Raw genomic sequence first — 14586 nt, forward strand, 5'->3', positions numbered from 1 at the left:
TATTATTCGCAATCCCATTTTTGATTAGAAACCTTATCTTTTAAACCTGTTTTTAAATTATAATGCCACCATTCTGAATCAAAAGAATTAAAGCCATTTTTAATCATTACTTTTTTAAGGAATTTTCTATTCGATAATACTTCTTTAGAAAGTTTAGTATAATTATGACTTGCCTGAATCCCAAAAAAATCAAAGGGAGTTCCCATATCAACTTCTTTACCTTTAGAATCAACCAAAGAAATATCAACGGCTCCTCCTCTGTTATGGATGGAGCCTTTTTTTGGATCTGCCACATACTCCGGATTTGAAACTATCTGCCACATTTTGTTCTGAATAGATAATGGTCTGTAGCAGTCATAAAGTTTAATTTTATAGCCTTTCTTTATAAAATCCTTGTTGGCTTCTATCAGAGCCTGAACAGTCTTTAAACGCAAAAAACATTCGGCACAATCATACACTTTTGCTTTTAAAAAATTATCCTCAGTAGCATATTTCATATCGTAGATAAAATCTTTACTGTAATCCTTTAAATTGACGAAAGTAGTATCAGTCAGAGAGACATCTTCATATACCTCATTCTGAGCGCTTGAAGAAATTATCCAAAAAAAAGAAACTAAAAAAAACAAAAAGTTTGAATATGAAATTACCTGTACTGTTGACTTCATTGTAAAAATTCACTGTGTTTAGGTAAATATAAACAAAACATTTTTTTTATATCTCTCCTGCCATCATAATATTTTCTTTTATTCCTTTATTCTTAAGCATTCGGAAATGGGACCTTACAGCATGATAAAATGGATAAGAAGTATAAGGAAGATTATATTCTTTAGCATATCGCTTTATTATAGGGGTTATGTAAGGATAGTAAGTATGTCCAACACCAGGAAAAAGATGATGTGCCACGTGATGAGTAAAACCTCCATACAAAAAGTTAGCTAATTTACTGTTGGTACTAAAATCTTTAGTCACGATCATCTGATGCAAAGCCCAGGTAGCAGAAAGATTCCCTTCATCATCTGCAACAGGAAACTGTGCATCTTCATCAACATGAGTCGAAACGAGTGCCACAACACCAAGAGCACTTCCGCACATATGCATTGCAATCCATGCAAGTAAAACCATGTACCAGGGTTGGTCTAACAAAAACATCGGAAGGAAAAGCAAATAAAAAAGATTAACCAATTTTGCTGCAAATAACAAGTAAACCTCTGTTACTGGAATTTTATCTACTATTTTTTTTACGTAATTATCTTTTTTACCAAAAAAATCTTTAAAGTCCCTTATATAAATCCAATTGAGACTGTACAATGGATAAATAAGCCACATATAGATATGCTGATATTTATGATAATTAAATAAAGGGCTGTTAGGAAATATTCTGATGATATCACTTTGCCTTATATCAACATCCCAATCAGGAATGTTGGGATAAGCATGATGAAGATTAATATGACGGCGGGTCCAAAGCCAGTGATTACTTCCAAAAAGCTCCAAAACATACATAAACCACTGATTATGCTTTTGCTTTTTAAACAATGCTCCGTGTGCAGCATCGTGAAATGCATTGATAAACAGTACAATCATCGTAACCCCACACAAAATATAAAATAAAAATAATAAAGGAGTACTGTTTCCAAAGCAGAGAATACAGGCATAAAATAAAAAGAAGGAAATGACAAGTCCCAGAGACTTTATGACATTTAATAGGTATAAAGATGAGTTCTGTAAAACAGTTTCATTAACTTCTTTTCGAATCTTTTTAAAAAAATCATCAGTATCAGGTTTTAAATAAACCGGGCGTTTTAACTTTTCCATAATGATTATCGACCTAAATTCTTATATCAAATTTAATAAAAAAAAGTTAAAGCACACATAAACAATACTTTACATCAATAAAATTTACCTAAAAATTAATTTACTTTAAAGAAGAGATGAAAACTGGTAAAGGCATTTTTGTACAGATATAACAACAAATCGACTTAGAGTCAGTTCACAATGGTGTAGGCCATTTTGGGATTTTGTCATATTTTTATCGATAGAGTTCCGGAAAAAGTTCTTCCGTCTGATGGCCATATACCCGGCCCAGGATAAAATTGTGGTCGCTTGGTAAAATAGTGTTCATCCAAGACATCGTTAATATTAAATTGAAACTTTATTTTTTCTGTAATTCTGACTGCAAGATTTAAATCAAGCAGCTGATATGCTGGTACTAATCCCACTGCGCCACTTGCAGACGGGACAGTAGTATTAAGTGCATCCGCAAAACTCTCATAAGTATAACTGTATAATGCCGATAAACTAACTAAATCATAATTTACAGTAATCCCGTTTCTTGAAATCCATTTAGGAACACTTTCAACTTTGTTCCCTCTAATGCTTACATTACTATTGCCTGATCGTATTGTAGCATCCTGATACCGCGCATCCATGAAAGAAGTAGATGTAAAAAGGGATAAACTGGTTTTCTTACCTAAAGAAAAGTCTCCTTGTAAAAAGAATTCAATCCCTTTAGTTCGTGAGTCACCAATGTTGGTCCTGAAAATAATCAGATTGTCATCTGTGTCAGTTTGTGCAAGCGTTCCCATACGATTGTTATATTGCACGCAGAATGCCGTAACATCCCATTTAAGAAATTTATATTTTCCCCTAAAACCAAATTCTGTATTATATCCGTAAGCGTCTTTTAAGTTTTTGTCACTTACTTCATAAACAGATTGTGGAATGATGTCTTTGAAAATAACAGGGCGGTAAGCTTGTGACCACCCTGCATAAATATTGATATCGCCTGTTATGTCGTATTGTGTGCTTACACCAAACAAAGGAAAGCTATGCTTGATTTTATTTGGCAGTTCCGTGTCTGAATAATTATTAATAATACCAGTCATATTGGTTTCACCGTTTTCTATTCTAACTCCTGTGTTTAAGGAGAATCGTCTGGTAAGCAGCCATCTATTCTCTACAAAAAATGCAATATTGCTCGTTTTAAAGTGCAGGTCTCTGCCCCAGCCTGGTGATACAAGCGATAAATCAAAATCAGTTCCCGTTGTTCCTTTGCCTTGCTGCTGTCGGTGCAAGTCATTATTCATATATTGTACTCCTGCCGCAATTGAACTGGTTTTATTTAGGAATTTATAAGACTGAAGTACCCTCAACTCTGTTGTATAACTATTAAAATGGTCAATATCAACTTGTCTGTTATTATATTCAAGGGTAGCAGGCACAATCTCGTCAGTAACGTTGGCGGGTTTGTCAAACATCACACTATTTCTTTCTCCCAGAACAGCCGAAGTTGTGAATCGCAGTTTTGTTGAAGAAGCGATGTTCCAATCAGCTGTTAAAGAAGGAACGTGAATATTTGGCTGATAATAATTCCTTGAGCGTGTTGACATTTTTGGATTGTCCATAAACATATTATCAGTCAACGGTCCTGGTATGTGTGTAATATAGTTTGAATGTGTCCATTCTAATTTAAAGCTTATATCTTTTGTAGCATCATAAAAAAGAGATACGCCCTGAGCATCAAAACTCGAATCACTGTTTTCCCTGTAACCTGTTATCCACTTACCATTTATCCATGCGGAATACCGAAACTTGCCTATTTTACCAGATATACTGTTGTAAGTGCTTACCAAACCGTATGATCCTAATGTATTTATCGTTTCAAAAGTAATTTTTTTAATCGTGTCCGGCTGTTTGCTCACGTAGTTAAGCATACCACCAAACTGTGCACCATATTGAAGCGACCCTGTTCCTCTGACTAATTCAATACGATCTACCCCTTCCATAGGAATATTGTAATGACTGGCCGGATAGCCGTACATATCAGAGTTAGTAATAATCCCATCTTTACGTATATTGAATTCCCAACTCCGATGAGGGTCAAGTCCGCGGGTAGAAATATTTAACTGATTGCCTGTCCCGTCCATATCATAAACGAATACTCCGGGAATTTTCGCAAAAATCTGCCGGCCATATTTTTCGGTTATGGCAGCATTTTTTTGTGTCATATCAATCACTTCCGTTTTTCTTCCTGAGAAAATATAAGTTCCTTGAATGGGTTCGAGCCGTTGAATATCTTGTGCTGTTTTATTGCCTTCAATTGTTACAGGAGCAAGATGGTGCGTTTTTACTGTGTCATTTGCTGTTTGTCCAAACGCAACAGTTACATTAGCCAAAATTCCCGTGATGAATAAAAAACTCTTCATAATTATAATCCTGATTTTTTTCAGTAACACAAAACTAAAATTGCGTAATTATTTGATATCAAATTTTACCTGAACAATTTTGAAGCAAATTGGTATAAACATCTTCGCCATGTAAGCCATTCATGAGCTGTTTCAGGGGATTGATAATATACATATTTAATTTTTTGCTGATCTAACATCGCCCGGAATGCGCCAACAGATTTTGGGAAAGGAACAGGTTCTTTAGTACCTAAGCCTAACCAAAAAAGTTTTATTTTTTTATTGAGAGCATTGCCGTCTTTATATTTTCCGTCTAAAAATGTAGAAACATCAATTGCATCTGTATTAGGATAATTTGACGTACCGCTAAATCCGCCGTATTGAGAAAAAGTATCCAGATGGTTCATCATAATTCTCATCGTTTGATTTGCACCCATAGAAAGGCCGGCAATTGCCCTGTTTTCGCGATTTGAGATAGTTCGAAACTTTGCATCAATCATTGAAATTACTTCTGTGATTAGTACCTCTTCGAATACAGATAACATTTTTTCTTTTTTGTCTTGCTGACTATTTTGTGGTTTATAAGCATATCCATTATCCATAACCATAATCATAGGATTTGCTTGTTTTGCAGCAATCAGATTGTCTAAAATTAAATTTGCTTTGCCCTGGGAAGCCCACCCTGTTTCATCCTCAAAACTTCCGTGTTGTAGATAAAGAACCGGATAACGTGTTTTAATGTTTTCATTGTAACCAGGTGGTGTATAAATAAAACAGCGTCTAAATGAATTTGTTAGTTTTGAGAAGTAAATATTTTCACTGACAAGACCATGAGGCACATTTTTCAGCGAAAAAAATTCCTGATCTTTCGCAGGAATTTCTATTCCGCTTCCTAATCGGCCGGCACCATAGAAATATAAGGTTCCCGGATCCGGAACAGAAGCCCCGTCTATATTTAGCTGATAATAATGAAATCCTTCATCCTGCGGATTAGAATCCCCTGTCCATACGCCATTGGCATCTTTTACCAGATCATACTTAACACCACCCAGATCAAGCTGAACTTTATTTGCGTTTGGAGCAGCAATACTGGCACGAACCCTACCCTGAGAATTAACCTGAGGAAATTTCTTTTCAGGCTGATTGACTGATGAAGGCTTAAAATCTTCCGTTATTTTTGTTTCCTGCCCCAAAACTGATTGAAAATATAGGCAGAAAATTATAGGGACTATAATAAGATTATTTTTCATTTTTAGTTTTTTAAAGTTTAAATTTATTTTTTTTACAGACAAATCAGTAAGCTAAAAAGTATTGCCACTTTCGATAAAATTCTTTTTTGAATTAAAAGAATAGTGCTGATGAAATATTAGCTATTCCGCTAATAATTCATCAGCAATTTTGTACTTATTCAGATCAATAGATTCATACAATTAAAAATCTACTGTTTAAATAAAAGTGGAGCTAATTCTTTAAAGCTTCGGCGCCAGGTCTGAAATTCATGTCCGGTATTATCAGAAACGTAGGAAACTGCATTAAAACCGGCATTTTTAAGGCCTGACACAGCGCTTTTAACACCGTCAGGACGTTCTTTACTTCCACAACTTAAAAAGATAAGTTTTACTTTTGATTTATCCTTAATATCTTCTGGTTTATAAGTTCCTCCGCTAAGGAGTGCATAGTGAGAGAAAACTTCAGGTTTATTAAGTGTTATACTTTTTGTTTCCATCCCTCCCATTGATAAACCTGCCATTGCACGATTACTATGATTAGCAACTGTGCGAAAATTAGAATCAATATACGGAATTAATTCATCTACAAGAACCGTTTGAAAAGGCTCTATTTTGAAACTTGACAAACCACCAAATTTCACTTCATTTGTCATTCCGTAAGTCATTACAATAATAAATGGTTTAATTTTTCCTTCTGCAATCAAATTATCCATGATTAAATTTACACGTCCCTGATTGCTCCAGGCCGTTTCATCTTCTCCCCAGCCATGCTGCAAATACAAAACCGGATATTGTTTAGCTTTGTCTTTATGGTAACCAGGCGGAGTATAAACAAAAGCCCTGCGGGATGTATTAGTGCTTTTTGAAGAGAAAAGAATTTGCTGTACATTTCCGTGCGGAACATCTTTTAGTGCATAGAAATCCTGATCATGTGCCGGAATTTCGATACCGCTTTCCCAGCGTGTAGAGCCATAAAAATTGAGTGCCCCCGGATCGTTAAAAACACCTCCGTCGACAGTCACATGGTAATAATGAAAACCTTCATCCATGATATTGGCTGTAGTTCCTCTCCAATAGCCATCTTCACTTTTGGTGAGAGCAGTCCCTCCTTTTGCACCACCTAAGCCAAGACTGACAACGACAGATTTAGCTTCAGGAGCCAAAATTTGAAAGCGAGCATAACCCTGAGAATTAACCTGCGGATATTCCTGACCTGGCTGATTAACTGATGAAGGTTTGAAATCCTCAACAATGGAAGCCTGACTTGTTTGTGAAAAACCTGCAAAACCTGATAAAATAAATGCGCATAGCATTGCAACTGCATATTGTTTCATATTTCTATTTTTTTAGATTAAAATTTATTTAACTGTCGGAGTTATGATTTGGTATTTACCGCTAAGATGCATCAGACTGAAGAGATACATTAGCCCATCATAATAAGGATCAAAATAGCCATCTTCATAAGGTTCAAGCTTAGCTTTCCAAAGTGCATGAACAAAATCTAGGCTTTTTTTATCTTGATTGACCAATGATGCTGTGGCCGAAGTTCCAACTAATCCTATTGAGTGTCTGAGTTTTTTGACTGGTCCGGCCTGTAGAATAAAATCTGGTGTGGAACCATCAAGATTGTATTGGTCTACAAACATTTCTATTCCTTTAGATCTAAGGAAGTTTTGAAATTTTACAGCATATTCTTCCTGCCACTTTTTATCTTTTCCGTACCAGGTATAATCCATAGCGATATTCATAGGAACACGCCAGGAATCATAACGAAATGCGGGAGGCATCCATGGTGTAGGGTGTGGTTCTCCGCTAAACTCTGTATAATCCGAATTTAAGCCTGTTACGGAATGACATGCCTTATGCAGAAAATTACGGGAAACTTCAGCACATTCTTTATAAAACTGTTCATGTCCGTCTTTGGCATACAAAGCCCATATTTCATAGAATGCCGGAACATGATAGGATGGGTCTGTCCATTCGTATCCTCGTCCTTCCGGCACAAATGATATTTGTTTATGCTCTGTATTAATGACATTATGGATATTACCAGTACCATCTTTTTTCCACATGGCATCTAATATTCTTCTTGCTTCATTGTAGTAATGAATCCCAGTATCATTCCCCCATTTGTTCGAAGCAAAAAGCAAACTGGTAATGTAATACAACTCTCCGTCTGATGCAGAGCCAGGCGAATTTTGTTTTTTGGTTTCAGGATTTACGCTCCATGCAAAATAGCCTTCTCTTGGTCCATCCTGATGTTGCATGTATTTTACTGACCATCGCCAGAGACGATCAAAAACATCTTTTTTATTGAGCTGAACTGCAACCATCATTCCGTATGACATTCCTTCAGTACGTGCGTCTTTATTTTTTACATCAGAAACATATCCTAAAGAATCACCTTCTTCAAAATAAACTTTATTTGGCCCTTCAAATACATCATAATAAGCTTTGGAGACTTTTTTATCTATTTCGTCCTGACTATATCCTGCTTCTTTAAATAGATTACGATAATGCGGTATTTTAGACTCTGATTTTTCTGTTTTCTTTTTATTCTGGCAAATCGCTAAAACGGGTACAAAAAACCCGAAAATCAGTATTAAAATACGAATTTTAACATGTGTGTCTCTTTTAAATTTTTTATTCATTTTATATTTTTTATCTTAATTCTAATCTGGAATGAACTTAAACTTCGAAGCCAAAGTTTTTCCATTCAAATAGAGATGAGAATGATTTATTTTCGTTCAATTAAATGAGAAATATTATTTTATTTTATCTACCCCTTTAGTAGTTTGTATTACTTTTTGAATAGTTCCATCTGCATTATAATACATGTAGTCCACACATACTGAACGCCTGTAACTTCCTCCAGTAGGCAAACTTCCATTATGATAAAAAAAGTATGATTTGCCTTTGTAATCTATAATTCCAGGGTGTGTTGTAAAACTATTGGTTACATTTTCTTGTATTAAACCCTGATGTTTCCAAGGTCCGGTTGGACTATCTGATGTACAATATTCTATTGTTTCTGCCTTTTCTCCTTTACTGGCATATACTAAATAATACATTTTTTTCTTTTGTATATCCACGGCCCTTCTATAAAGTTTTTTGGTTTTAAATAGTTAATTTGACCATCAATCTCAATCATGTTTTCTTTAAGCTTTACCCATTTACAGCTAGCATTTCCCCAATACATATAGGCCTGCCCGTCGTCGTCAATCATAACTGTAGGATCAATATCATCCCAGGAATGTTTCATATCAGTTGTCATTTCATTAATTACAAGAGCTTTACCTATTGCATCCTTAAAAGGGCCAGTTGGTCTGTCTGAAACTGCAACACCTATAGCAGCTCCGCCTCCGCTCACCTCATCTTTTTTATGAAATGTCGAAACAAACCAATAAAATTTACCATTTCTTTCAATGCACTGAGCGGCATAGGCATCTCCTGTAGCCCATGAAAAAGTACCTGGTGAAAGTGGCGCCCCATGATCTTTCCACGTTGCCATATCGGTTGTGGAAAACACATGCCAATCGGCCATTTTATAATTAGTATCTGCTTCGGTCGCTACGTCATGTCCTGTGTACAAAAACAAAGTGTCTTTGTGAACAATAGGCGAAGGATCAGCAGTAAAAATGTGCTTAATGATAGGGTTTTGTGCTGTTATTTCAAATGTTGAAACACAACAAAACATCAATAAAATCCTGATATTTAATTTCATGTTTATAGTTTTTTTGGTTATAGATAATTATGTGGTTTTCTTTTTTTTAATTCATTACTTTTTAATCAGCACCTGCTTACCTGTATATTTTACTTTTTTAGGAATATCACTCTTTTGTTTTGCAGATATCCATACAATATTCATTGTGTATGTTTTTGTCTGACCATTATAACTGCCAATTTGTTTTCCTATAGTTAAAGTTTGATTCTTTTCATTCCAGGTTATTGGAATTTCGATATATTTTCCTTTTTCATAATTGTAGTTATCGCCTTCATCATTATAATAAGTGAAACTTGCATCCTTACCTGTGTAAATACGAATTTCAAGTTCATCCTGCTTCACTTGCGTATTCTGAATCACATTTCCCATAGGAACGATCGAGCCTTCTTTTACAAAAACCGGTATTTTGTCTAAAGCAGCTGGGGATTCTATTGTTTGTCCTCCTTCGAATCTTTTGCCGGTCCAGAAATCATACCATGCGTTTTGTTTTGGTAAATAAACATCCCATTTCGTTACTTCAGGTGCTGTAACTGGCGCTATTAATAATGATTTTCCAAACATATACTGATATGCCTGACTTACAGCAACTGTATCATTACTAAAATCCATTATTAATGGTCTCATTAAAGTTGAGTTATACTTAGATATTTGCCAGGCCTCTGAATAGATGTAGGGCATTAGCTGATATCTAAGATTGAGCATAGAACGCATGTTATTTTCCACCTTTTCTCCATACCTCCACGGTTCAGTTTCAGTTTGATAACCATGCATACGGAATATTGGATTAAAAACTGCCCATTGAAACCAGCGAGTCAGAATCTCATGATACTTTTCATTTTTATACTGTTCTGATCCTGGACGGAAAAAGCCACCAATATCGGTTGTCCAATAAGGCATTCCTGTTACATTGTAATTTAAACCTGCAACGATTTGGCGTTTGTAAGCATCCCAGTCCCATCCTATATCGCCTGACCAATTAATTGTTCCATATCGCTGCTGTCCTAAAAATGCTGAACGGGTTAGAATCGTTACCCTTTTTTCAGGATTTGTAGTTTTTTGACCTTCATAAACAGCTTTGCTTACAAACAATGGATATGTTAAACGATAAAAATCACCCAGCCCAAAATAAGTTTGTTTACCTCTTAACGCATCATTTTCGGGCTCAGTTGCATCCATCCACCAGGAGTCAACGCCAAGCGCAAATAAATTTTTATTAAGTGCGTTCCAATGTGTTTTTTGCGTTTCCGGATTATAAATGTCAATCCATGGGCTATTAGGAATAAATAAGTTTTTTGACACATATTCTTTACCAATTTCTGATTCTTTATTTAAATTCTCCCAAACAGAAATAGAAAAGTGAGCATTTAAATCATGGATTTCTTTTATAAATTTTTCAGGTTCCGGATAATGTGTTTCATCAAATTTAGGAACACCCCAGCCATATTTCCCCCAATATTGCCAGTCTTGTACAATTACATCTACAGGCAGGTTACGTTTTCTGAATTCTTTGATTGTTGAGACCAAATGTTCACCAGAAGTATATCGCTCACGGCACTGCCAAAATCCAAATGCCCACTTAGGCAGCATTGGTACACTTCCCGTAAGGTTACGATAATTAGCTATGATTTCATCCGTATCCTTTCCTGCAAAAACAATATAATCAAGCGATTTGGCATTGGGTGAATTAAAAACAGTTTCATTATTAGTAAGTTTTAAACTAAGAGATGGTGTATTACTAGATTTACAAACCACTTTAACAGTGTGTTCACCTGCTTTTAACTCAACCAGTTTACTTACTGCTGGCGGCAGCCATAAATTAGATTGATTGATTACATCTATCCCATCAATCAAAACTAAATGACGGCTGTCCATGTCTCCAAGATCCAGCATTAGTGAATATTTTCCTTCTTTAGCGATCGAAAAAGTTCCGGAGTAAACAGATTGTTGTTGCGAAACTTTTTGTGTACCTGAAGTTGTAGTTACTTCAACTTCACGTTTTTCACCTTCATTTATTGTATTTCTAATTAAGTCGATATTTTTATTGGTTGGATTAAAATAAGTTACACCATACTGATGCCATAATAAACCATATCCCTTATTGGATACTAAAAACGGAATAGCAATCTGTGTATTAACCTGTATTAACTTTCTGGTTACATTCTTTAAATTGTAAAAACCATCCTGAAACTGTCCTAATCCAAATAAATATTCATCTTTAGGAGATTCAAAACCCTGTTCAGCTACAAAACACGATTCACCCATAACAGTATTAGGTTTTAATATTCGTGAATTTGCTTTTTCAGTTAGAAAAATTCCTGATGTATCACTGTATGTAATAACCCCTGTTTTTTTATTAAATGAAACAGTTAACTCTTTTGTAGCCAGTTGTAAATTTTCTAAGAATTCTTTAAATTTAAAATTAGGAACCTTTGGTTTGTTTATCAGGACGAACTCTTGTTTTTCTTTTAACGTTCCTATTTCATATTGTATTCGTATTGATTTTTCGGTAAGAGGAATTATGTTTAATACACCTTCAGATAATTCAATAGCCAATTTATCTTTACTAAGTGTATGCTTTTTATATTGTTGTGCACTAATTGAAGTGAATAAAAAGCCTAAAATTAAAATGTAAACTGTTTTTTGCATTTTTATTTTATATATTAAATTATCATTTATTCGATTGGTATTAATGAAACTAAAAAAACTCACCTAAGAAGTAATGAGTTTTGTATCATCCCATACAATTGAAAACTCCTGGCTTCGTTTGGTAATTCATTTATAATTTTGGAATAAAAAAGCCGAAAGGGATTTGAACTTCCGGCTTTAATTTAAAAAACTAACACTAACTAACATTAGTTATAAACTATCTATACAACTAGGAATATAACCAAATATTAAACTTTTAAATCCTGCTCAAAATAATTTTACTTATTTCTGACGTCAACTATATTTTTATATAGAATACAAATAAAAAAGATGCATCCTCTTTTTAAACTGCATTCAAATTCCTATCAAATGATACACAAACTTTATATTATGATTCTATTATGAGAAACTTAAAAATAATCTATGTCGAATAAAAAATAAACTATCGTAGACAATAAGTGTATTTATTACAAATATACAAAAACATTTCATAAAACAATCGGTTGTTTTATATTTTAATTGTTAATTTTAAACAAATACAACAGTTAAAAAACATTGTATGTATTTATATAGTTAAAAAAACACAATATTCATTATTAATAGCGTTCAGTATAGATACTAAATCCTTATAAACTATTTTTTATTTTAGTAACAGCTGTACTGACCTCTTTTTCGGGTTTCTTACAAGCTTTATTTACACAAACGTAGATATAGGTTTCATTATCTACAAAACGATCCTTTAAAATTGGAAGACTACTTTCTTTTGTAGAACCGGCTATAAGAATATTGGGCAAATAGTAATTTTGAAACTGAACTGCTTTAGTCATAGCAGCTTTTCCCGAAATGGCAACTTCAAAATAATTATCGGTATAATTCAGCATTAAATTCAACCAGTTATAATATTCTGCTGGTGACTGCAATACATCATTTTTTATATTATTTAGCATTCTTTCAGCTGTTTTGGCATATACATCATTAGAATAATAATGCCCCAAGTGAAATAAATTATTGGCAAAAATTGAATTTGATCCTGGAATCACATTGTCAGCAATTTCCATCTTCCTAGCAATTAGACTTGCCGAACTGCCAGACGTAAAATAAAACATATTTGATTTTTTATCCCAAAAGTGTTTCATCGCATAATCTGTTAATTGCCTGGCTTTGCGTAACCATTGTTCATCTAATGTAATCTGATAAATTGCAATAAATGCATCTGCAACTGTGGCATAATCTTCAGAAAAACCAGTGATAGTACTTTTTCCCTCTTTATAACTGTGATTTAAACTTCCATCTTTTTTAAGCTGGTTATTTACAATAAAACTGGCGTTTTTTAATGCGATTTGCTTGTAATGCGGATTTTTGAATGCACGATAAGCACTAACGTATCCTTTTATCATTAAAGCATTCCAGGAAGTAAGGGTTTTATTGTCCAAATGAGGCCGGGATCTTTTGTTTCTGGCTGTTAATACTATTTGCTTCCAGTTTTTTACTTTGGCTTCCAGTTCTTTCAGATTCAATTTATTACTTATCGCAAAATCTTTATCTGATTGATTTTTAAACAAAACATATTTCTGATTCTCCCATAACCCGTTTTCATTAATATTAAAATATTTTTGAAAAAGAGCATAATCCGATTTTAATAAAAACTGTAACTCCTCTTTGGTCCAGATATAATACGCCCCTTCTTCTAATTTTCCTTCCTTATTTTTACTGTCTGCATCTAAAGAAGAATAAAAAGCACCGTTAGAAGCCATAAGCTCCCTCTCTACAAAATCCAGTGTTTCATGAACTGCTTTTTTATATGACTCATTTTTGGTAACCAGATATGCATCAGAGTATAAACTTACTAACTGTGCATTATCGTACAGCATTTTTTCAAAATGAGGAATATGCCATTTTGTATCTACTGAATATCTTGAAAAGCCTCCACCAATCGCATCATAAATTCCTCCGTCAGCCATTTTGGTAAGTGTCGTTTCTACATATTTTTCAATGGATTTATCATTATTCTGAATACTGTATCTAAGCAAAAAATTTAATGTACCCGGCATTGGAAATTTGGTTTCACCAACTAATCCCCCCTCTTTATAATCCAAATCCTTCTGCCATGATTTTACAGTTTTAAAAACATCTAATTTTTTAAAACTGGCTTCATCGTTATTGACTGTAATTAATTGTAATTCCTTAATTCCCTTTACTAATTTATCTGCGTATTCAATAGCTTTTTGGGGATTGTTTCTATACAAATCAGAGATTTCAGTCAGCGCTTTAGTCCACTCCTCTTTTGTAAAATATGTTCCTCCAAAAATAGGACGACCATCAGGAAGCGCAATACAGTTTAATGGCCAACCACCTTTTCCTGTCATCAATTGTACTGCATTCATGTAGATTTGGTCAATATCAGGACGCTCCTCCCTGTCTACTTTTATACTGATAAAATTATCGTTCATTAATTTCGCTACAGCTTGGTTTTCAAAACTCTCTTCTTCCATCACATGACACCAATGACATGCCGAATAACCTACAGAAATAATAATGAGTTTGTTTTCTTTCTTTGCTTTTTCAAGGGTTTCATTATTCCATGCTTTCCAATTTACCGGATTATGTGCATGCTGTAAAAGATATGGACTCGTTTCATCAATGAGGTCATTGGTATATTTATGATTTTCCTGATTATTCTGTTTGTTATTACAGCTGATAATAAGACACGAAATGATTAATAAAAGGGATAAAAAACGCATATAAATTGAATAAAACAAGTGATTAATTATATGAAAATGAGGGCATGTTTTTAACTAAGAAG

The 14586-nt window shown here is 34.1% G+C and carries 8 protein-coding genes and 1 pseudogene; all 9 read right to left on the reverse strand.

Going from position 1 to position 14586, the window contains the following annotated elements; translation table 11 throughout:
- Positions 1-2: 2 nt before the first annotated feature.
- Positions 3-665, reverse strand: a complete 663-nt coding sequence (locus tag P5P89_RS00815) for a M15 family metallopeptidase (RefSeq protein ID WP_223680497.1) — start codon at positions 663-665, stop codon at positions 3-5.
- A 46-nt stretch (positions 666-711) separates the two neighbouring features.
- Positions 712-1815: a fatty acid desaturase family protein gene (locus P5P89_RS00820; RefSeq protein WP_278010313.1), complete on the reverse strand. Its 1104-nt coding sequence runs from the start codon at positions 1813-1815 to the stop codon at positions 712-714.
- Between the two features lie 206 nt (positions 1816-2021).
- Positions 2022-4205, reverse strand: coding sequence for a TonB-dependent receptor family protein (locus tag P5P89_RS00825; protein WP_278010314.1), 2184 nt, complete (start codon positions 4203-4205; stop codon positions 2022-2024).
- A gap of 65 nt (positions 4206-4270) precedes the next feature.
- On the reverse strand, positions 4271-5434 hold the full coding sequence (locus tag P5P89_RS00830; RefSeq protein WP_278010315.1) for an alpha/beta hydrolase-fold protein: 1164 nt from the start codon (positions 5432-5434) through the stop codon (positions 4271-4273).
- Positions 5435-5622: 188 nt separating this feature from the next.
- A complete protein-coding gene (locus tag P5P89_RS00835) occupies positions 5623-6747 on the reverse strand; it encodes an alpha/beta hydrolase-fold protein (protein ID WP_278010316.1) in 1125 nt (374 codons plus the stop codon).
- A gap of 24 nt (positions 6748-6771) precedes the next feature.
- The gene (locus tag P5P89_RS00840; protein WP_278010317.1) at positions 6772-8064 is read right to left on the reverse strand and encodes a family 8 glycosyl hydrolase; all 1293 of its coding nucleotides are present in this window, start codon (positions 8062-8064) and stop codon (positions 6772-6774) included.
- Positions 8065-8178: 114 nt separating this feature from the next.
- Positions 8179-9137 (reverse strand): annotated as a pseudogene (locus P5P89_RS00850) (glycoside hydrolase family 43 protein).
- A 54-nt stretch (positions 9138-9191) separates the two neighbouring features.
- Entirely contained in the window at positions 9192-11783 is a 2592-nt protein-coding gene (locus P5P89_RS00855) for a glycoside hydrolase family 31 protein (protein ID WP_278010320.1), read from the reverse strand.
- A gap of 626 nt (positions 11784-12409) precedes the next feature.
- On the reverse strand, positions 12410-14524 hold the full coding sequence (locus P5P89_RS00860; RefSeq protein ID WP_278010321.1) for a thioredoxin domain-containing protein: 2115 nt from the start codon (positions 14522-14524) through the stop codon (positions 12410-12412).
- Positions 14525-14586: the final 62 nt, after the last annotated feature.

The organism is Flavobacterium gyeonganense (assembly GCF_029625295.1).
Lineage (GTDB): Bacteria > Bacteroidota > Bacteroidia > Flavobacteriales > Flavobacteriaceae > Flavobacterium > Flavobacterium gyeonganense.